This is a genomic window from Streptomyces phaeochromogenes (genome assembly GCF_001418655.1).
GTDB lineage: Bacteria > Actinomycetota > Actinomycetes > Streptomycetales > Streptomycetaceae > Streptomyces > Streptomyces phaeochromogenes.
Genome location: NZ_LIQZ01000312.1, coordinates 1 through 17,649, shown reverse-complemented (window position 1 = coordinate 17,649; position 17,649 = coordinate 1). Strand labels below are relative to the sequence as shown.

The 17,649-nt window shown below is 69.4% G+C and carries 17 protein-coding genes; 9 read left to right on the top strand and 8 right to left on the bottom strand.

Going from position 1 to position 17,649, the window contains the following annotated elements; translation table 11 throughout:
* From AOK17_RS34890 to AOK17_RS34860, 7 genes are all read left to right on the top strand, one after another.
* Positions 1-725 (top strand): hypothetical protein (locus tag AOK17_RS34890; RefSeq protein WP_055616598.1); only part of this gene is annotated, 725 nt, incomplete at its 5' end.
* On the top strand, positions 722-1,291 hold the full coding sequence (locus AOK17_RS34885; protein WP_055616597.1) for a hypothetical protein: 570 nt from the start codon (positions 722-724) through the stop codon (positions 1,289-1,291). The genes AOK17_RS34890 and AOK17_RS34885, both read left to right, overlap by 4 nt.
* Before the next feature lie 196 nt (positions 1,292-1,487).
* Complete coding sequence (locus AOK17_RS34880; RefSeq protein WP_157881458.1) at positions 1,488-1,952, top strand: hypothetical protein; 465 nt, start codon at positions 1,488-1,490, stop codon at positions 1,950-1,952.
* Between the two features lie 82 nt (positions 1,953-2,034).
* Entirely contained in the window at positions 2,035-2,769 is a 735-nt protein-coding gene (locus AOK17_RS34875) for a hypothetical protein (RefSeq protein WP_055616595.1), read from the top strand.
* On the top strand, positions 2,766-3,113 hold the full coding sequence (locus tag AOK17_RS34870; RefSeq protein ID WP_055616594.1) for a hypothetical protein: 348 nt from the start codon (positions 2,766-2,768) through the stop codon (positions 3,111-3,113). Before AOK17_RS34875 ends, AOK17_RS34870 begins: the two co-directional genes overlap by 4 nt.
* Complete coding sequence (locus tag AOK17_RS34865; protein ID WP_055616593.1) at positions 3,110-4,498, top strand: putative T7SS-secreted protein; 1,389 nt, start codon at positions 3,110-3,112, stop codon at positions 4,496-4,498. The genes AOK17_RS34870 and AOK17_RS34865 overlap by 4 nt, the downstream gene beginning before the upstream one ends.
* Before the next feature lie 7 nt (positions 4,499-4,505).
* Positions 4,506-5,138 carry a hypothetical protein gene (locus tag AOK17_RS34860; RefSeq protein WP_055616592.1) on the top strand — a complete coding sequence of 211 codons (633 nt, stop codon included), beginning with the start codon at positions 4,506-4,508 and terminating at the stop codon, positions 5,136-5,138.
* Here AOK17_RS34860 and AOK17_RS34855 read toward each other — a convergent pair.
* The 5 genes from AOK17_RS34855 to AOK17_RS34835 all read right to left on the bottom strand — a co-directional run bounded on the left by AOK17_RS34855 (position 5,121) and on the right by AOK17_RS34835 (position 8,693).
* Positions 5,121-5,603: a hypothetical protein gene (locus AOK17_RS34855; protein WP_063997338.1), complete on the bottom strand. Its 483-nt coding sequence runs from the start codon at positions 5,601-5,603 to the stop codon at positions 5,121-5,123. The two genes, AOK17_RS34860 and AOK17_RS34855, sit on opposite strands and share 18 nt — an antisense overlap.
* A 174-nt stretch (positions 5,604-5,777) precedes the next feature.
* The gene (locus tag AOK17_RS34850) at positions 5,778-6,788 is read right to left on the bottom strand and encodes a hypothetical protein (protein ID WP_157881457.1); all 1,011 of its coding nucleotides are present in this window, start codon (positions 6,786-6,788) and stop codon (positions 5,778-5,780) included.
* Between the two features lie 26 nt (positions 6,789-6,814).
* Complete coding sequence (locus tag AOK17_RS34845) at positions 6,815-7,474, bottom strand: hypothetical protein (protein WP_055616590.1); 660 nt, start codon at positions 7,472-7,474, stop codon at positions 6,815-6,817.
* Between the two features lie 203 nt (positions 7,475-7,677).
* The gene (locus tag AOK17_RS34840; RefSeq protein ID WP_055616589.1) at positions 7,678-8,223 is read right to left on the bottom strand and encodes a hypothetical protein; all 546 of its coding nucleotides are present in this window, start codon (positions 8,221-8,223) and stop codon (positions 7,678-7,680) included.
* 164 nt (positions 8,224-8,387) lie between these two features.
* A complete protein-coding gene (locus tag AOK17_RS34835; RefSeq protein WP_079053446.1) occupies positions 8,388-8,693 on the bottom strand; it encodes a WXG100 family type VII secretion target in 306 nt (101 codons plus the stop codon).
* 241 nt (positions 8,694-8,934) lie between these two features.
* On the opposite strand from AOK17_RS34835, the gene AOK17_RS34830 reads away from it, so the two are divergent.
* Complete coding sequence (locus tag AOK17_RS34830; RefSeq protein ID WP_055616588.1) at positions 8,935-13,542, top strand: FtsK/SpoIIIE domain-containing protein; 4,608 nt, start codon at positions 8,935-8,937, stop codon at positions 13,540-13,542.
* An 84-nt stretch (positions 13,543-13,626) separates the two neighbouring features.
* Here AOK17_RS34830 and AOK17_RS34825 read toward each other — a convergent pair whose 3' ends face one another.
* A complete protein-coding gene (locus AOK17_RS34825) occupies positions 13,627-15,408 on the bottom strand; it encodes a serine/threonine-protein kinase (RefSeq protein ID WP_055616599.1) in 1,782 nt (593 codons plus the stop codon).
* Positions 15,409-15,529: 121 nt separating this feature from the next.
* Positions 15,530-16,411: a menaquinone biosynthetic enzyme MqnA/MqnD family protein gene (locus tag AOK17_RS34820; protein ID WP_055616587.1), complete on the bottom strand. Its 882-nt coding sequence runs from the start codon at positions 16,409-16,411 to the stop codon at positions 15,530-15,532.
* Between the two features lie 355 nt (positions 16,412-16,766).
* On the opposite strand from AOK17_RS34820, the gene AOK17_RS34815 reads away from it, so the two are divergent.
* Positions 16,767-16,970, top strand: a complete 204-nt coding sequence (locus AOK17_RS34815) for a cold-shock protein (protein ID WP_033319512.1) — start codon at positions 16,767-16,769, stop codon at positions 16,968-16,970.
* A 146-nt stretch (positions 16,971-17,116) separates the two neighbouring features.
* On the opposite strand, the gene AOK17_RS34810 is transcribed toward AOK17_RS34815, so the two are convergent.
* Positions 17,117-17,649 (bottom strand): ATP-binding cassette domain-containing protein (locus tag AOK17_RS34810; RefSeq protein ID WP_157881456.1); only part of this gene is annotated, 533 nt, incomplete at its 5' end.

Sequence of the window (17,649 nt, the reverse complement as noted above, 5' to 3'; positions counted from 1 at the left end):
CCTCCCAAGAACCCCCACCCATCTGGTTCCTGGCCCCCGAGGGCTTCTTCGCTCTCCCCCTCGCGGCCACTCCCGAGGAACGAGCCGAGCTCTCCCATTCCTTCGTACGAGAGCTCTATTCACGCGGCGACGAGAACATCTGGGAGCCGGCCGCCCCGTACTACGCGGCGATGGCCGAGATGATGGCCGGCACCGGAGTCTCGTACTCGGCAATGGGACTGTTCTCGACGGCCGACGAGGACGGCGACGGCCGCGCGGTGACGCAGGACGACGGGACGCAGGACGGGCAGGTCGTCCGGCACGAAGGAGCCGACGGCGTCGCCCAGTGTGCCCTCACCGTGGCCGCCGTGCCGACCGACCAGGCCGACGCCGACACCGACGTCGTGGCCCAGGGCATCCTCGCGATCCTCTCCGGCGACGAGTACAACGACGCCCGGTGGCTGGACCTGCCCTGCGGACCCGCCGTGTCCTGCGTGACGCTGCGCGAGTACGGGATCAAACCGGAACTGACGGAGACCGGCGAGCAGGTTGATCTGCTCACAGGACAGATCCAGGTCCATGTCCCTTTCCCCACAGGCCCGTTCACCGCGGTCTTCACGCTCCACACCGCATCCATGGACTACTGGACCGAGTTCTGCGACCTGATGGTGGCAGTCCTCCAGACGGTGTCCTTCACGGATCCGACGGAGGGCGCGGAGGGCACGGAGAAGGGCCAAGCGCGTTGATCGTCGAGACCGATTCCGACCCGGCCGTGTGGTTTCACATGCCCCTGCGCGACACCGGGGCGGAATTCGCGCAGTGGATGGATCTGCAACTCAAGGCGAGTGCACTGGTCCACCGGCGCAAGCTCACCTGGCGTGAGAAGCGGCGGACGAAGAAGTTCCTGGAAAGTTCGGCCGCCATGCTGCGCGACCGCGTCGAGGCCGAGCAGGCATTCCTCTTCGGCCCGATGCCCCCGCAGGCGTCACCGCTGGTCCTCTTCACCAAGCAGTTCGCCTGCGACGAGGAACACAGCCCCCTGCACCTGAGCATGCTGGTCGAACCCGACCCCGCGGCGGGCGGCCACGCGGACACGGCCCCCTTCGTCTCGCCCCACTTCAGCGAAGGACTGCGCTGCGTGCGCCATTGGACCCGTCCCGACGGCGGCCCGATCACATCCATCGCGTACGCCTGGAACGACACGGCCCGCGATATCGACCTGGTACTCAAGGGCCACTACAACGACCCCGCCCTCCTCAAAGCCTCTCTCGACGCCATCGACGACTTCGCAAAAAGCATCTGGATCACCTGACGAACTCCGCGGAGACGCGGACCGGAACACCCTGGGGGACAAGGACATGGCAGGGTCAGCCAAGCCAAGAAGGCCGAGAGCAGCCGCGCCTTCGTTGCGGTATGAACACCGGCCCGGCAAACGGTCTGGAGGCGGGGGCAAGGACAAGGGTTCCGGGAAGGGCGACAAGGCATTCGGCTGTCTCGTCCTCCTGTCCATGCTGGCCTTGTTCGCCCTCCTCGTCCTTTCGGACATGTTCTGGGGCGACGAAACCTGGGAATGGTCGGCCGACAACTGGCCAGGCGGCGCATACGGCTTCGCGGTGTTCCTGGGAGCACTGGTGCCGTGTGTGGCGACGCTCTTCATGCTGACCGCATCCCGTACGGATCTGAAATCCTGGAAGGCCCACAAGATCCGATCGTTCTGCTGCACGCTCCTGGCCTTCGTGTGCGGCGCGGCGATGCTGCAGCTCGTGTCGCTGATCTTCAACGCCCAGGACAGCGGCAAGTGGGGCCGTGGTCGGGACACTCCCCCCAGTTGGGTCTTCAGCAACTACCCGTGGCTGTGGGCTGTCGGCCTGGTGTCCACCGTCGCCACGGCCGCGCTGCTGATCGCCTTGGCCGTGGCACGCGACAAGCGGACTTCGCGGGCCGAAGACGCGGGTGCGCCCGCACCGAATTGACTCCGTTTGCTGCCTCTTGTTGTCTCTCGCGGAGAACTTCGCAGTGGCGAAAACCCGCCCCCCACAGCTAGCGTCGGGCGACATGCGACAGACCGCGCCCGCCGACCGGACCGCCGATGGCAGGACCGATGGTGAGACCAGTGGTGAGACCGATGGCGAGACCGGTGGCGAGAACGTCTTTGGCCTGATCACGCCCGAGGACTGGTTTCGTATTCCGCTCCTTCCCGAGGAGCGGCGTGCAGCGTCCGTGAGTGCCCTGGTCAAGAGGCAGTTCGCCGGTGTGGACGACCAGCCGGTGCTTCGCCGGCAGGCGGAGGAACAGTTGCTCGGGGCCGCCGAGGCGGGTGTCGAGCAGGGCGGAGTCGTGCTCTACCTGTCGTTCCTGGAAGCCGGCGGCATCCCGCTCTCCGCGTCCCTGCTGATCTCCCGCATCCACCAGCGGTTCGACGGCCTCGACGCGGTCTCGGCGCTCAGGGACAAGGGCGAGACAGCCCTCGTACGGCTGCCGGCCGCCGGGCGTGCGGCCCGTCGGCGACGGTCGGAGCGGACCCGGGAGTCCCGGCGGCTCGGAACCGAGTTCGCGGACACCATCGTGGAGTACTTCGTGCCCGTACCGGATCGGGACGAGGTGCTGATGCTGACGTTCAGCACCCCGCTGGAGCCAATCGCAGACTCGATGGTGGAGCTCTTCGACGCGGTCGCCGGTACCCTCCGCTGGCAAAAAACGGCTCAAACGACACTGAAACAGGCAACTCAGACAGCTCAAGCGGCTCAGACAGCCCAGACAACTCAAGAACCACGGGGGCAACAGGCATGACGGAGGGGCGACTCAGGGTTTCCACCGAGGATCTGCACACGGCCGGGGTGGGCCTGCGGACGGTGGCGACGGAGTTCGAGGGGCTCGACAAGCTGCTGGACGCCTACGACCGGCGGACGGTCGGGCACAAGCTGCTGCAGGAGAGGCTGCAGGAGTTCTCCGACGGCTGGAACGACAACCGCGAGAAGATGATCGAGGAGATCAAGGGCCTGGGCGAGGTCGCCAAGACGGCCGGTGAGGCGTACACGCAGATCGACGACGAGCTCTACAAGGCGCTCGTCGGCCAGGACAAGAACGGCAAGAGCCAGACCGGCAACAGCAAGACCGGCAAGGACCAGAAGTGACGCGCCCCGCCGACCACCGCTGGGAGGTGCTGGGCGAGAACGAGGATCCCGTACCGGGTGATGTGTACGACCTCACGGCGCTCGCCAAGCGTTTCACCGCCACCGCGAAGACGATCTCGGACGCCGCCGCCGCGCTGCGCAGGCTCGGCGACCAGAAGAGCTGGGACTCCAAGGCGGGCCGGGAGTTCGCCGAGAAGGCCGACGACACCGCGAAGACCGTGAGCAAGGCGCACAGCCGCTACGAGGAGGCCGGCGCCGCGCTGAAGGAGTACCACACCACGCTGGAGACCATCCAGGAGGACGCGGACCGGCTGCTCGGGCAGGCCGAGACGAAGAGCGGTGACATCACGACCGCGAAGTCCAAGGCCGACAACCCGCCCAAGGACACGGACAAGGCCGGGCAGAAGACGCTCGACACCGCGGTGACGGACCTGCAGGGCGACCTGGACGGCCTGCGCGGGCAGCTCGCCACGCTCAAGAGCCGCCACAACACGGCGGGGAACACGGCCGCGAAGCGCATCCACGAGATCACCGAGGGCGACGACCTCAACGACTCCTGGCTGGACGACCTCCGGGACACCCTGAACATCGTCGCCGACATCGCGGGGGCCGTCGCGGCCGTGTGCGGGCTGGTGGCACTCCTGGTCGGCTGGATCCCGATCATCGGGCAGGCTCTCGCCGGTGTCCTGGGCACCATCGCGCTGATCGCGACCGCCATCTCGCTCGTCTGCCACGTCCTCCTGGCCATCAACGGCGACGGGTCGTGGGGCGATGTCGCCATGGACGTACTGGGGCTTGCGACCTTCGGTATCGGTCGCGTCTTCTCCGCCGGTGCCAAGCTCGCCGCCACGGCCGGCCGCAGCCGCGTCTGGACCGCGGCGACTCAGTACGTACGTGGCTGGCACCCGGGTCTCGACTCGGCGGCGCGGCGCGCGATGGTCGTGGAGATGGTCGGTGCGCGAGCGGGAGCGACCGGGTCCGCCGCGGCGCCGAACGTCTCCCTGGGTGCCGCGTTCAGGGGCCTGCCCCGTTCCTTCGCGGACGACCTCGGCGCGGTCCGGAGCAACTGGAGGGACCTGTTCAAGGGCAGCGACAACATGGCGGCATTCCGCGACGCCTGGAACACCGGTGGCGTACGCGGCTTCGGCAGCATGTACGCGGGGCCGGGGATGGTCGACGAGCTGGCCCGTATCAAGAACATCGATCCCGCGGACCTGAACTTCGTCGGCACGCCCGACGCCTTCAAACAGGCCCTGCAGTACAACTCATGGGCAATCGGGTCGACGAGTACCGCGGCGGTCGCGGACGCCAAGAGCTTCATCGGGCTCTTCGGGAGCGAGGACATCGATGTGACCGGACCCGATGCGTCACTGGCCGGAAGGTAGTCCCCGGATGCCCCAGACGCCCCTGACGCACACCGCGCACACCACAGACACGGCGTCCGCGGACTGGCACCAGTGTCGGGTCACGCTGCCCGCCCCGCACAACTGGCTCGTTCTCGATCTCACCGCCGAGCGGCCCGAGGAGTGGGCGCGGGCCGCGGCCGACGAGCACTTCTCGGCCGACGACGCCCCCGCCGACCGGCGCGAGGCGTTCGCCGAGGACGTGCTCTGGTACTGGGCCGTCGCGGCCCGGCAGAAGGCGCTCTGCGCGGCGGTCCTCGCGCCGCAGGACGGTGGCGTGGCCGCGTTCTACTGCGTACGGGAACTGGGGGGCATCCCTGCCGAGTCGCTGCGCCTGGACGCGCTGCGCGCGGAGGCCGAGGCCGCCGAGGGGCCGTTCTTCCGTCCGCCGGAGATCACGGAGGTGGAGCTGCCGCTGGGCGCCGCGCTGCGCGTGCACCGACTGGAACCCACGGATCCCGAGGCCGACAGCGGCAATGTGCTGGAAGGGGTCGCGCACTACGTCCTGCCACGGGCGCATTCCACAGCCCTGGAGTGCCGGCTCCTCTGGCAGGCCATGGGGCTCGGCGAGGAACTCTCCAAGGTCGCCGACGAGTTGGCGACCTCAGTCCGACTTGTCTGAGCCATCCCGATTGGCCTGATTACCCGAACCGCCCTGACCGCTCCGACCGCGCGAGTTCAGGCGCAGCCCCGTCATGCCCCCCAGCCCGAACCGTTCCCAGGGAAACAGCGCCACAGGCGCCCAGCTGAAGCCGACGACGAAGAAGCTGAGCAGCGTGGTGATCCCCTCGGGAAGGATCCAGCCGAGCTGGGCGGCGAGCAGCGAGACAACAACCAGGTAGACGCTGAACAGAACAAGGGCGAGCGCCTTGAGCAGGGCCTCGCCGGGTCCGAGCCTGGGCTTCTCCTCGGTCCCCCGGACCGCCGCGAGGAGGAGCAGGGGCAGCATCAGGCCCAGCAGGCCGCCCATGCCGATGCCGCCGATGCCCACGGCGTTCCGTCCGTCGTCGGGGACCGCCGGTGACAGGAACGAGTCGTCGGCCAGGCCGATGGTCAGGGCAACGCCCGCGAAGGCGCCGAGCGTCATGGTCGCCAGAACGAGCAGCAGCCCCGCACCGAATGCGACGTTCCCTGCGACCGACCGCCCAGGACTCTGCCCCCGGGGCTCCCCGGCCCCTGATCCAACAGACATGGACTCTCCCATTCCTCACGGGGTCCGGACGAGGATAGCTGGCCGGGTCGGTTGCAAGGAGTGGGGCACCTAGCGGTTCACGGACTGGATCTCCTTGACCGTGACGTTCTCCTCGTACGTGGACAGACCGTCCGGCAGCGCGGGCTGCTGCGGCGGGCCGTCCGGGTCGGCGGAGTCGGTCCAGGTCACCTTCCAGGTGATCGACGCCTTGAAGGGGTAGGTGCCTGTACCGGACGAACGACGGTAGGTGACGTTGCAGCCCGCGTCCTCGCTGTCGACCGTGTAGCCGTTCTTGCCCTTCACGAGGTCGTACGTGCAGGTCGCCGGGTCCGCGTCGTCGGTGCCGGCCTCGACCTTGAGCGCGACCGGGGTCGCGACGGTGGTCGCGGCCATCTGGACGCCCTTGTAGTTGATGCTCGCGGTCGTCCACACGCGATCGAAGTCGCCCTTGAACTTCACCCGCGTACCGAGGTTCACGATGAGCCGGTCCGCGCGCGGGCTCAGTTCGACCGGCGGCACGGGCAACTTGGTGGAGTTGAAGGCGAGTTCGGAGAGGGTCTCGGGGGTGAGCTTGTTGGGATCGGGCTGCGGGTCGGCCGGCGGGACCCAGATCTCCCAGTTGTCCGTGGTGACGGGGCAGGCGTCGGTGTACTCGTCGTTGCGGAACTGCACCTGCCACCACAGGCCCTTGTCGTCCTTGCGGTAGCCCTCTTCCTCGCGCTTCCTGGCGTAACTCGCCGCGGGCTCCTGCGCCCCGTCGTACGCGGTCTTGATGAACTCCTCGTACTCCTCGGAGGTGTACATGGGCTCGTACCAGCAGACCGGGGGCTTCCAGTTCGCGTTCGAGGACGTGGTGGTCGAGGTGGGGCCGCCGCCGGAACCGGCCTTGCTCTGGTCGATACGGATGTGGGCGCCGATGGTGCCGTTGCCGGAACCGGCGCCGGAGTCCTGGTTCGGCCGGTCGGGCGCGGTGGTCCCCTGGTCTCCGCCGGTGGTCTCACCCGCGTACGCCGGGAAGCCCGTCCCCAGCACCATGACCAGCCCCGCGGCCACGGCCGTCCGCAGAACGGGACGACTCACGGCCGCCCCCGTACTCGTACCCGTCCCTATCCCTGCACGCATGACGCGTCCCCCTTCTTCCAGTTCTGCTGCGTCACCTGCCAGTCGCCGCGGGAGTCCTTCTCGACCTGGAGCGTGTAGAGGACGAAGTCCTTGTCGCTCGGCTGGGTGCGCTGCACCTTCTCGGTCTTGATCACCTTGTTGTATGCCTTGCTCTGGTCCTCGCAGTAACGGGCCGCCGCCTTCTTGCCGTTCGCGACGTCGGTGACCTCGAAGTCGAAGTACCGGTAGTCGCCCGTGACGGTCAGCCCGTCCTTCTTGACCGTCGCCACGCGATCGCCCCAGTAGGCGAGGGCGTTCGCCGCGAAGTAGCGGTTCATGTTGGCGGTCCGGCCGTCCCCCTCGGCGAAGGCCTCGATCCGGGCCTGCGCCGCGTACGCCACATCCCGCACGATCGCGTCCTTCGCCGCGTCCCCGGTCGACTCCTTCTGGACGTCCACCGTGATGTCCGAGGGCAGGTCGAAGGCCGGGGCACCCTTCTCGGCGGACGCGGAGGCCGACGGTGTCGGAGAGCTCGCCCCGTCCCCGCCCGCTCCCGCGATCTTGTCGTTCCCGGAGTCGCCCGAATCGCTGCTGCAACCGGTGAGAGAAAGAGCGGCAGCAGCGAAGAGGCAGGCCACGGCCGTCCGCCGTCGCGTGGTCAGCATGTACGTATCCCAGGGGTGAGTTGTCGATTTTTCCGGTGAATGTGCTTCTTGGGCAGCGTCGGCAGTGCTGGGCGGTGCTGAAGTGCCATGTGCCGGAACGGACTTGAGGTACCTGAGGGACACAGACAGACACGCGAGGAAGTCGGTATCCGGTTCCCGAACGCCAATTCCTCACGGTCACCGGGGTGCCCGACGCCTCGCGGTCAGCGGGCAGCCCGGCTCTTCCCCTTGCCCTTCTTGCGCAGCTTCTTCATCCGGGCACGTTCCCGGGCGGCTTGCGCCTCGGCACGGGCGCTGGCCACGCGGAAGGCGAGCCATCCCACGACGGCCGCCGTGAGCACGCTGGAGACGAGGGCGCTGCCCGAGCCGGGGATGTACTCACAGCCGAGCCTGCTGGACGAGCAGTTCTTGCCGGGCAGCGCACCGAGCACGTACATGAACGCCCCGAACGCCAGCCCGCCGCAGATCGATACGCCGGCCACACGACCCGCACGCCGCGGCTTCGAGCCGCCCCGTTCGACCGCCGAGAACCGCAGGGCGCCGATCGAGCCCGCCACCATGATCAGCCCGAAGACGGCACCTACCGCCCATGGCCCGCCGGGCCAGTCCAGCACCCATGGGGCGGACTTCCGGACGAACCATTTCCACGTCCCGAGAGCCACGAGGAGCAAGGCCCCGGCGCCGATGACCACTCCGGCGATGCCCAGACCGTCCCGCGCCCGGAATCCACGCCCGCCGTCGCCACTCATGGCACCCCCTGTACCGAACCTGCCGTACCGAACCTGCCTCAGTCACGCGAGCCCCGGAGACAGCCCGGTGCGGTGGGACGCCGAGGCCTCCCACCGCACCGGACCACACCTGCACCAGGCGACCTCAGCCACCCAAAAGCGATAAGTCGCCCAAAGGGGCCACTTCAGCCCTTGACACCCTTGGCCAGCTCATCATCCAGGTCCTGGTACGCCTTCGCGGCGCTGGTCAGGAACTTGGACATGCCGGTCAGGCCCTCGATCGTGTCCTTCGCGCCCTTCTTGAACTCGGTGAAGGAGTCCTCGAAGGCCTGCGAGCCCTTGCGGGTGGTGTAGCCGTCCTTGACGAGGCCCTGGATGTAGCGCTCAAGGGCGTCGAGCTTCTCGTCGATCTTGTCCTTGGCGTCGGTCAGCTTGGTAGCCGCCTTGTGCATCTCGTCATAAGTGATATCTGCGTCTTTGCCGCCGGCCATGTGGCGTCCTCCATAACAACTCGACTTGCCGCAGGGCCAACCCCCGTGGCTCCCGTTGCGGATGATGCGATCGTCCGCCGAGTCTGCAGCTTACGCAGGACGCTTGCAGCCGCACACCCCGGATCCTTCAAGAGCCTTCAGGGAACCAGCACATACGCCGTTGCCTGTGGGAAGGGTGGAGCGGATATCGTCACTGGGCAGCAACTGGGCAGCAGGAGAGCAGTCAACGGGGAGGACGATCGTGCGCCTGACTCTGACCGTCGTCGATCCACTGGGCGGCGCGAACGCCGACGTGGTGCTCGACGCGGATCCCGAGTCCTCGGTCGGGGACATCGCGAAAGAGCTGGCCGCACACGTCGGCTACAGCGGCGGGGCACAGATCATCCCCATCGGACACCATGGACAGCCCGGACAGCAGGCGGGCAGCGGCGGAGCGCCCCTCGCCTATGTCGACGGCCATCCCGTCGACCCGGCCTCCACCATCGGCACCTCCCCGCTGCGCGAGGGCGCCGTCGTCAGCCTGCACGACCCCGCCGGCTGCCTCCCCGGCGAGCCGACCGGCCTGGTCGAGCTGCGCGTCGCGAGCGGGCCCGCGGCCGGCGCCGTGCACCGGCTCGGCATCGGGCGGTACGACATCGGCAGCGGCCCCGCCTCCTACGTACGGATCGACGATCCCGAGCTTCCCTCACGCGCGCTGACGTTGTCAGTTGCAACGGACGGAACCTGTCAGGTCGTCGCACACGGGGACGACCGGAACAACAGGGATGACAAGGACGACAAGGACAAGGGCGGCGTCACCCTCGACGGTGAGCCCCTCGACGGCAAGGACTGGCCCCTCGGCGCCCAGGTCGCCGTCGGCAACACCCTTCTCGAACTCGACCGCTACTCCCCGCCCAACGCCGCGCTGAAGTGGTCCGACGACGGGGCCGGGCTCGACTACAACCGGCCGCCCCGCCTTCAGCCGCCGGAGCGCCAGACGCGGTTCAAGCTGCCCGCCCCGCCCCGCGACTTCGAGGCCCGGCCGCTGCCCTGGCTGATGGCCCTGACCCCGCTGGTCGGCGCGGTCGTCGCCGTGATGATCTTCGGGCGCTGGTACTACCTGATCATGGCTCTGCTGAGCCCGCTGATCCTCTTCGGCAACTACTTCATGGACAAGAAGCACGGGCGCAAGTCCCATGCGAAGCAGGTCAAGGAGTACAAGGAGCACAAGGAGCGGATCGAGAAGGACGCTCAAGATGCGCTGATAGCCGAGCGGCTGGACCGGCGGCTCGCCGTGCCCGATCCCGCGTCCGTGCTGTCCATGAGCACCGGGCCCCGTACGCGGCTCTGGGAGCGGCGGCGCACCGACGCCGACCATCTCGTCCTCCGCGTCGGCACGGGGCAGCTGCCCTCCGAGGTCGTGCTCGACGACCCCGAGCAGGACGACCACAAGCGCGAGGTCACCTGGAAGATCCAGGACGCCCCGGTGACCCTGCCGCTGCGCGAGCGCGGGGTCGTCGGGATCGCCGGGCCCGGCGACTCGGCCCAGTCCATCGGCCGTTGGATCGTCGCCCAGAGCGCCGTGCTGCACAGCCCGCTCGACGTGCAGTTCTACGTCCTCACCGAGAACAGCGCCCAGACCACCTGGGACTGGGTCCGCTGGCTGCCGCACTCGCGCCCCTCCGGCGCCCAGGACGCCAACGTCCTCATCGGTACGGACGCCGAGACCGTCGGCGCCCGCATCGGCGAACTCACCCAGCTCCTCGACGCCCGCCAGAAGGCCGCCAAGGAGAACGGGCGCCAGACCAACTTCACCGACCCGGACATTGTTGTCATCTGGGACGGTTCTCGGCGGCTTCGGTCCATGCCGGGTGTGGTGCGGCTGCTGCGCGAAGGTCCCGGCGTCAGCATGTACGCGATCTGCCTCGACGCCGAGGAACGGTTCCTGCCCGGCGAGTGCCAGGCCATCGTCATCGCCGAGCCGAAGCCCGAGGAGCGCACCACCTCGGTCACGGCGTCCCGGGAACCCGCGGCCCAGGGCAGCGGCTTCCCCTCCTTCCAGGCCTGGCACACCGCCGAGTCCGACGACCAGCAGTCCGGCGAGCAGAAGCCGCTCGAACTGCGGCTGCGCGTCGCGCAGACGGGCACGGCCCGCGTCAAGAACGTACGGCCCGACTTCGTGTCGGCGGCCTGGTGCGCGCGTCTGTCCCGGTCCCTCTCCCCCATCCGCGACATCAGCGGCGAGACCGAGGACTCGGCGCTGCCCGGCTCCAGCCGGCTGCTCGACGTGCTGCAGCTGGAGCCGCCGACGAGCGACGCGATCTCCGCCCGCTGGCGCATGGGCGGGCAGTCGACGATGGCGGTCGTCGGCGAGTCGTACGACGGGGCGTTCGGCATTGACATCCGGCGGGACGGGCCGCACGGTCTGATCGCCGGTACGACCGGTTCGGGTAAGTCGGAGCTGCTGCAGACCATCGTGGCCGCGCTGGCAGTCGCCAACACCCCCGAGAACATGACGTTCGTGCTGGTCGACTACAAGGGTGGCGCGGCCTTCAAGGACTGTGTGAACCTGCCGCACACCGTCGGCATGGTCACCGACCTCGACGCGCACCTCGTCGAGCGGGCCCTGGAGTCGCTCGGCGCCGAGCTTCACCGGCGCGAGCACATCCTGGCCGCCGCCGACGCCAAGGACATCGAGGACTACCAGGATCTCGTACGGCGCGATCCCTCGAACCGGCCGCTGCCCCGACTCCTCATCGTCATCGACGAGTTCGCCTCGATGGTGCGTGACCTGCCCGACTTCGTGACGGGCCTGGTCAACATCGCCCAGCGAGGCCGTTCGCTCGGTATCCACCTGCTGCTCGCGACCCAGCGGCCGAGTGGTGTCGTGTCGCCGGAGATCCGGGCCAACACCAACCTCCGTATCGCGCTGCGCGTGACGGACGGCGGCGAGTCGAGCGACGTCATCGACTCGCCCGAGGCGGGGCACATCTCCAAGAGCACGCCCGGTCGCGCGTACGTCCGGCTCGGGCACGCCTCGCTCGTACCGTTCCAGTCCGGCCGCGTGGGCGGACGGCGGCCCGGAGCCGCCGACCCGACCGTGCTCGCGCCCTGGGCCGGGCCGCTGGCCTGGGAGGACCTGGGCCGTGCCGCGCTCGTCAAGCCGAAGGCCGAGGCGCGTGAGGAGGAGGAGATCACCGACCTGAAGGTGCTCGTGGACGCGATCCGCGACGCCAACGGGGCGCTCGGCATCCCCTCCCAGCACAGCCCGTGGCTGCCCGCGCTCTCCGAGACGCTGCTGCTGGACGAGGTCGAGATGCCCGCGGTCGCCGCACTGTCGGCGGGCAAGCTGCCGCCGGCCCCGTTCGGTGTCGAGGACCTGCCCGCCGACCAGGCCCGCCGGCCGGTCGTCGTCGACTTCTCCACCTTCGGGCACCTCATCGTGGGCGGTGCGCCGCGCAGTGGCCGTTCGCAGATCCTGCGGACCCTCGCCGGGTCGATCGCCCGCACCCACTCCTCGTCGGACGTGCACCTGTACGGCATCGACTGCGGCAACGGCGCCCTCAACGCGCTGACGCGGCTGCCGCACTGCGGTGCCGTCGTCGCACGTAACCAGACGGAGCGGGCCGTACGACTGGTCACGCGCCTCAAGGGCGAGCTGACGCGACGTCAGGACCTGTTGTCCGACAAGGGGTTCGCCGACATCGGGGAGCAGCGGGCGTCCGTCACCGAGGAGGAGCGGCTGCCGCACATCGTCGTCCTGCTCGACCGGTGGGAGGGCTGGCTGCCGACGCTCGGCGAGTACAACCACGGTGAGCTGACGGACGAGTTGCAGACGATGATGCGCGAGGGCGCGAGCGTCGGCATCCACCTCGTCGTCACGGGCGACCGGCAGGTGCTGCTCGGCCGGATGGCCTCGCTCACCGAGGAGAAGTACGGTCTGCGGCTCGCCGACAAGTCCGACTTCTCGATGCTCGGCATCAACGCCCGCAAGGTGCCGGAGGAGATCCCGCCCGGGCGCGGCTTCAAGAACGAGACGGCGATCGAGACGCAGTTCGCGCTGCTCTCCGACGACCTGACCGGTCAGGGGCAGGCGGCGGCGCTCGCCACGATCGGCGAGGCGGCCACGGCCCGGGACGCCGAAGTCCCGCGCGCCAAGCGCCCGTTCCGGGTGGACTCCCTGCCCTCCCGCATCGGTTTCGCGGAGGCCTGGGAGATGCGGGACCCGGCGGTCGCGCAGTCCAAGCTGTGGGGTCTGGCAGGCATCGGCGGCGACGACATCATGGCCTTCGGCCCGGACCTCTCGCAGGGCGTGCCGACGTTCGTCGTCGCGGGCCCGGCGAAGTCGGGCCGCAGCACGGCCCTGCTGAACCTCGCCCGCTCGTACCTCCACCAGGGCGTACGCCTCGTCATCGCGGCCCCGCGCCCGTCCCCGCTGCGCGAACTCGACGGCCAGGACGGCGTGTTGAAGGTCTTCACCGACGACGACATCGAGAGCGACGACTTCAACGAGGCGATCGAGTCGGCGTCCCCGGAGGAACCGATCGTGGTCGTCGTCGACGACGGCGAGGTCCTGGAGGACGCGGACTGCGAGCGCGAGTTGAAGCGCCTCGTCCAGCGCGGCGCCGACCGCGGCCTCGCGCTCGTCATCGGCGGCGACGAGGAAGAGGTCTGCAGCGGCTTCTCCGGCTGGCAGGTCGAGGCCAAGAAGGGCCGCCGCGGCCTCCTCCTCTCCCCCCAGGACTCCGGCGCCGGCGAACTGATCGGCATCCGCACCACCCGCAGCATGGTCGGCGGCCCCATCACCCCGGGCAAGGGAATGCTCCACCTGGGCAACGGGGATCCGGTCACGGTGACCGTGCCGCTGTAGTACCGGGCACCACAGAGGGTTCTGCGTCGGCGGTCAGTGGCCGCCGACGCTCGCCCTCACGCCGACGCCGGGCTGCTCAGCCGCTCACTCGACCTTCGACATCCGGGCCACCGGATCCCCCGCATCCGCGTTGTCCGTCTCATAGCGGAGGTCGTCGCCCACCGGGATCAGCCGGACCTCGTGGCGGCCCGTCGTGCACTCGGACGTGGTGGACGGCTTGGAGATGCTGGTGGCGATGAGTTGCTTGGGGGTGACCCTTTTGAGGATGAGGTCGGTGTCGCAGGTGCCGCCGATGAGGTCGGTCTGGCGGAAGGTGCCGAGCTGGTCGCCCACCTCGGCCTGGCGGACGGTGACGCGGAACGTGCCCATGGGGAGCTTGCCGTCGAGGGCGAACGCGTCGCCCTCCCAGGTGCCGAGGTAGGAGCTGGGGACGGCGGAGAGGTCGCTGCCGTCCGTGCCGGAGGCGCTCGGGGCGGACGCACTCGGGGTGGCCGCGGGCCGGCTGGGCGCCGGACCCGCGTCGCTGCCGCTGTCGCTGTCGTTGTCCCCGCCCGGCAGCAGGTCGCCCACGAACACCCCGCCGAGCACCACCGCCGCCAGCGCTCCCGCCACCGCGAGCGCCACCGTGCAACTCAGCTTGCGGCCACGGCCGTTCGCCGTCGGTACGGAGGTCGCGGCCACGCTGACGGACACCTTCCCCGGGGAGGTGTCCGGGCCTGCCGCCGCGTCGCGTGGTTCCGGGACGTGGGTCGGAGGGCCGCCGGACAGATGCGCCTGCGATGCATGCGGTACGTGCGGCGTATGGGGCATGTAGGGCGCGTACGACGGGTCCGGGGGGCCGAACACTCCGGCGGGGGGTGCGGAGTCGGCCGGGGGTGGCGTCCCTCGTAGTTCCTCCGCCTGCGCCGAACCGTTGGAGTCGCCCACCGAAGGGCTGCTGAAGCCCACCACCCCCGACGGCGGCACGTCCGCCGCCTCCAGGTTCAGGAGCTGGACCGCGCTGCGGCTGACCTGTTCCACGAGCGGTCCCGGCAGCCAGCCAGCCGTCACCAGCCGGGCCGCGCCTTCCGCGGCGAGGCGGGAGGCGAGAGCGGAGGGGGATGGGCGGGCGGCCGGGTCCTTCGAGAGGCAGTCGGCCACCACGTCCCTCAAGTCGCCCGACAGCGCGCCCAGTTCGGGCTCCTCGTGGACCACCTTGTAGAGGAGCGAGGCCGAGGAGTCGCCGGGGAAGGGGGACGAGCCCGTCGCCGCGTACGCCAGTACCGCACCCAGCGAGAAGACGTCCGCCGCGCCCGTGACCCCCTTGCCGAGGATCTGCTCGGGCGACATGTAGCCGGGCGAGCCGACGGAGACGCCGGTCGAGGTCAGGGAGGCCGTGCCGTCCGTCGCGCGGGCGATGCCGAAGTCGATGAGGAGAGGACCGTCGAGGGTCAGCAGGACGTTCGACGGCTTGACGTCACGGTGGACGAGGTCCAGGCCGTGCACCGCCGACAGCGCCTCGGCGAGTCCGGCGCCGAGGACTCGTACGGAATGCTCCGGGAGCGGGCCCGCGTCCGCGACCGCCGCGGAGAGGGAGGGACCGGCCGCGTAGGCCGTCGCCACCCATGGGACGGGCGCGTCCGGGCCGGCGTCCAGCACCGGTGCCGTGTACGCGCCGCCCACCCGCCGCGCCGCCTCCACCTCCCGGCGGAACCGGGCCCGGAACTCCTCGTCGAGCGCGAAGTGCGGGTGCACGATCTTGACCGCGACGGTACGGCCGCCCGCACTGCGGCCCAGATAGACACGGCCCATCCCGCCCGAGCCGAGCCGGCCCAGCAGCCGGTAGGGCCCCACGACGGTGGGTTCATCGACTCCGAGCGGTTGCATGGTGCCCGCACCTCCCCCGTGTTCCATTACCCCGTCCACCCCGTCCCCGTAGGTGCCGCACCGTCCCGCCGTGCGGCCCTGTCCAGCAGGGTAATGCGGTGCCGTACGCCGGTGTCCTTCCCTACGGCTGCAGCAGATCCACCTTCACGTCCGCCGCGAACCCGGTCGTCGGTCCCACCCTCCGCGCGAACTCGGTGACCGCTTCCAGCTGCGGGCCCCCGAAGCGGAAGTCGAGGGTCGTGAAGTAGCGCTCCAGGACGCTCTCGTCGAAGGCCTCCCAGCGGGCCGCCTGCTCGGCGACCTTGCCGACCTCGTCCAGCGAGAGGTCCCGGGAGGCGAGGAAGGCCTCGTGGACCTGGCGCGTGAGGACGGGCTCGCGCTCCAGGTAGTCGCGGCGGGCCGCCCAGACCGCGAAGACGAACGGCAGCCCCGTCCACTCCTTCCACAGCGTGCCCAGGTCGTGCACCTGGAGGCCGTAGCGCGGGCCGTCGAGGAGGTTCGCGCGCAGGGCGGCGTCACCGATCAGCACCGCCGCGTCGGCCTCCTGCATCATCAGGCTGAGGTCGGGCGGGCACGTGTAATAGGACGGCGTGACTCCGTACCGCTCCGCCAGCAGGAGCTGCGCGAGACGTACGGACGTACGGGAGGTCGAGCCGAGGGCGACCCTGGCTCCGTCCAGCTGGTCCAGCGGGACCTGGGAGACGAGTACGCAGGACATCACCGGGCCGTCGCAGCCGACCGCGATGTCTGGGAAGGCGACCAGTTCGTCGGCGTGCTTGAGGAACTCGACGAGGGTGATCGGGCCGATGTCGAGCTCGCCCCGCACGAGCCGCTCGCTGAGCTTCTCCGGGGTGTCCTTGGTGAGCTCGAAGTCGAGCAGCGTGCCCGTTCTCGCGAGCCCCCAGTAGAGGGGCAGGCAGTTCAGGAACTGGATGTGGCCGACGCGCGGCCTGGACGGGCGGGCGTCGGGACGCCCCTCGGGAGACTCGGGAGAATTGTCCACATCGCGAGGCTAGCGCCCATGGGGTACGGTGCAGGCTTCAGGGTCCCGAGTGGTTTCCGAAAGGATCTAGCCCGCTCCTGTCAACCCCTGTGACGCCAAGTGATACCGCTACGTCAACCCATCGGGCGACCCCGCCAAACTTCCGGGTGACGTGATCTTGCCCTCTATTGCTTTCGGCTGCCCTCGTGGGTACGCTCGTCGCAAGTTGCAGTTTGGTTTCCCTTGCAGTACAGAGCCTGCGGAGCATGTGACCGCGGGCTCTCGTCGTTTTCAGACGAATGCAGTTGTTTACAAGCTTTTGTTTACACCTTGCAGGTTCTGGAGCAGGGCAACCCTTTGGGCCCAAGGAGGGCTTATGGCTACCGGAACCGTGAAGTGGTTCAACGCTGAAAAGGGCTTTGGTTTCATCGCCCAGGAAGGCGGCGGCCCGGACGTCTTCGTCCACTACTCCGCGATCAACGCGAGCGGATTCCGCTCTCTCGAAGAGAACCAGGCGGTTACCTTCGACGTGACCCAGGGTCCGAAGGGCCCGCAGGCGGAGAACGTCACCCCCGTCTGATCCTTCGGCCGAGTCTTGGCTCCATGAGCCCAATACTCTGATCCGGAACCGAGTAGAAGTACCCAAGGAGCCCCTACACCGTCAGGTGTCGGGGCTCCTGCCTTTTCTCACGGCTCCTGCCGTTCAGATCTCACGGCTCCTACCGTTCAGACACTGAGAGACGCGCGCGCCGTGACCGCGTCCGCCGGATCCCAGCCCTCGCCCGGTACGGAGGCGAGCAGCAGGCGGGTGTACGGGTCCGACGGCTCCGTGAGTACGCGGCCGGTGGGGCCCTGCTCCACGGTCCGGCCGCGGCGCATCACCAGGACCTCGTCCGTGACGTGCTGCACGACGGCCAGGTCGTGGCTGACGAAGACCAGGGCGACCCCGGTGTCCCGGCGGATGTCGTCCAGGAGCCGCAGGATCTGGGCCTGGATCGACACGTCCAGCGCGGCGACCGCCTCGTCCAGGACGAGGATGCGGGGGTCCACGGCGAGGGCCCGGGCGATCGCCAGCCGTTGGCGTTGGCCGCCGGAGAGGTGGCGGGGGCGGGCTTCCGCCTCTCGCTCGCCCAAGCCCACCTGGTCCAGGAGCGTTGCCGCGAGGGACTCCGCTCGGCCGTGCAGGCGGAGGGCTGTGCGGAGGCACTGGGTCGCGGTGAGTCTGGGGTCCAGGGAGATGTACGGGTCCTGGAAGACCA

What these genes read in the sequence shown, in the direction of transcription:
- AOK17_RS34840 (WP_055616589.1), bottom strand. Translation starts at nt 8,223, where the DNA reads ATGAGTGGCGACGGCGGGCGTGGATTCCGGGCGCGGGACGGTCTGGGC.
- AOK17_RS34860 (WP_055616592.1), top strand. Translation starts at nt 4,506, where the DNA reads ATGCCCCAGACGCCCCTGACGCACACCGCGCACACCACAGACACGGCG.
- AOK17_RS34855 (WP_063997338.1), bottom strand. Translation starts at nt 5,603, where the DNA reads ATGACGCTCGGCGCCTTCGCGGGCGTTGCCCTGACCATCGGCCTGGCC.
- AOK17_RS34870 (WP_055616594.1), top strand. Translation starts at nt 2,766, where the DNA reads ATGACGGAGGGGCGACTCAGGGTTTCCACCGAGGATCTGCACACGGCC.
- AOK17_RS34845 (WP_055616590.1), bottom strand. Translation starts at nt 7,474, where the DNA reads ATGCTGACCACGCGACGGCGGACGGCCGTGGCCTGCCTCTTCGCTGCT.
- AOK17_RS34880 (WP_157881458.1), top strand. Translation starts at nt 1,488, where the DNA reads ATGCTGGCCTTGTTCGCCCTCCTCGTCCTTTCGGACATGTTCTGGGGC.
- AOK17_RS34875 (WP_055616595.1), top strand. Translation starts at nt 2,035, where the DNA reads ATGCGACAGACCGCGCCCGCCGACCGGACCGCCGATGGCAGGACCGAT.
- AOK17_RS34825 (WP_055616599.1), bottom strand. Translation starts at nt 15,408, where the DNA reads ATGCAACCGCTCGGAGTCGATGAACCCACCGTCGTGGGGCCCTACCGG.
- AOK17_RS34815 (WP_033319512.1), top strand. Translation starts at nt 16,767, where the DNA reads ATGGCTACCGGAACCGTGAAGTGGTTCAACGCTGAAAAGGGCTTTGGT.
- AOK17_RS34835 (WP_079053446.1), bottom strand. Translation starts at nt 8,693, where the DNA reads ATGGCCGGCGGCAAAGACGCAGATATCACTTATGACGAGATGCACAAG.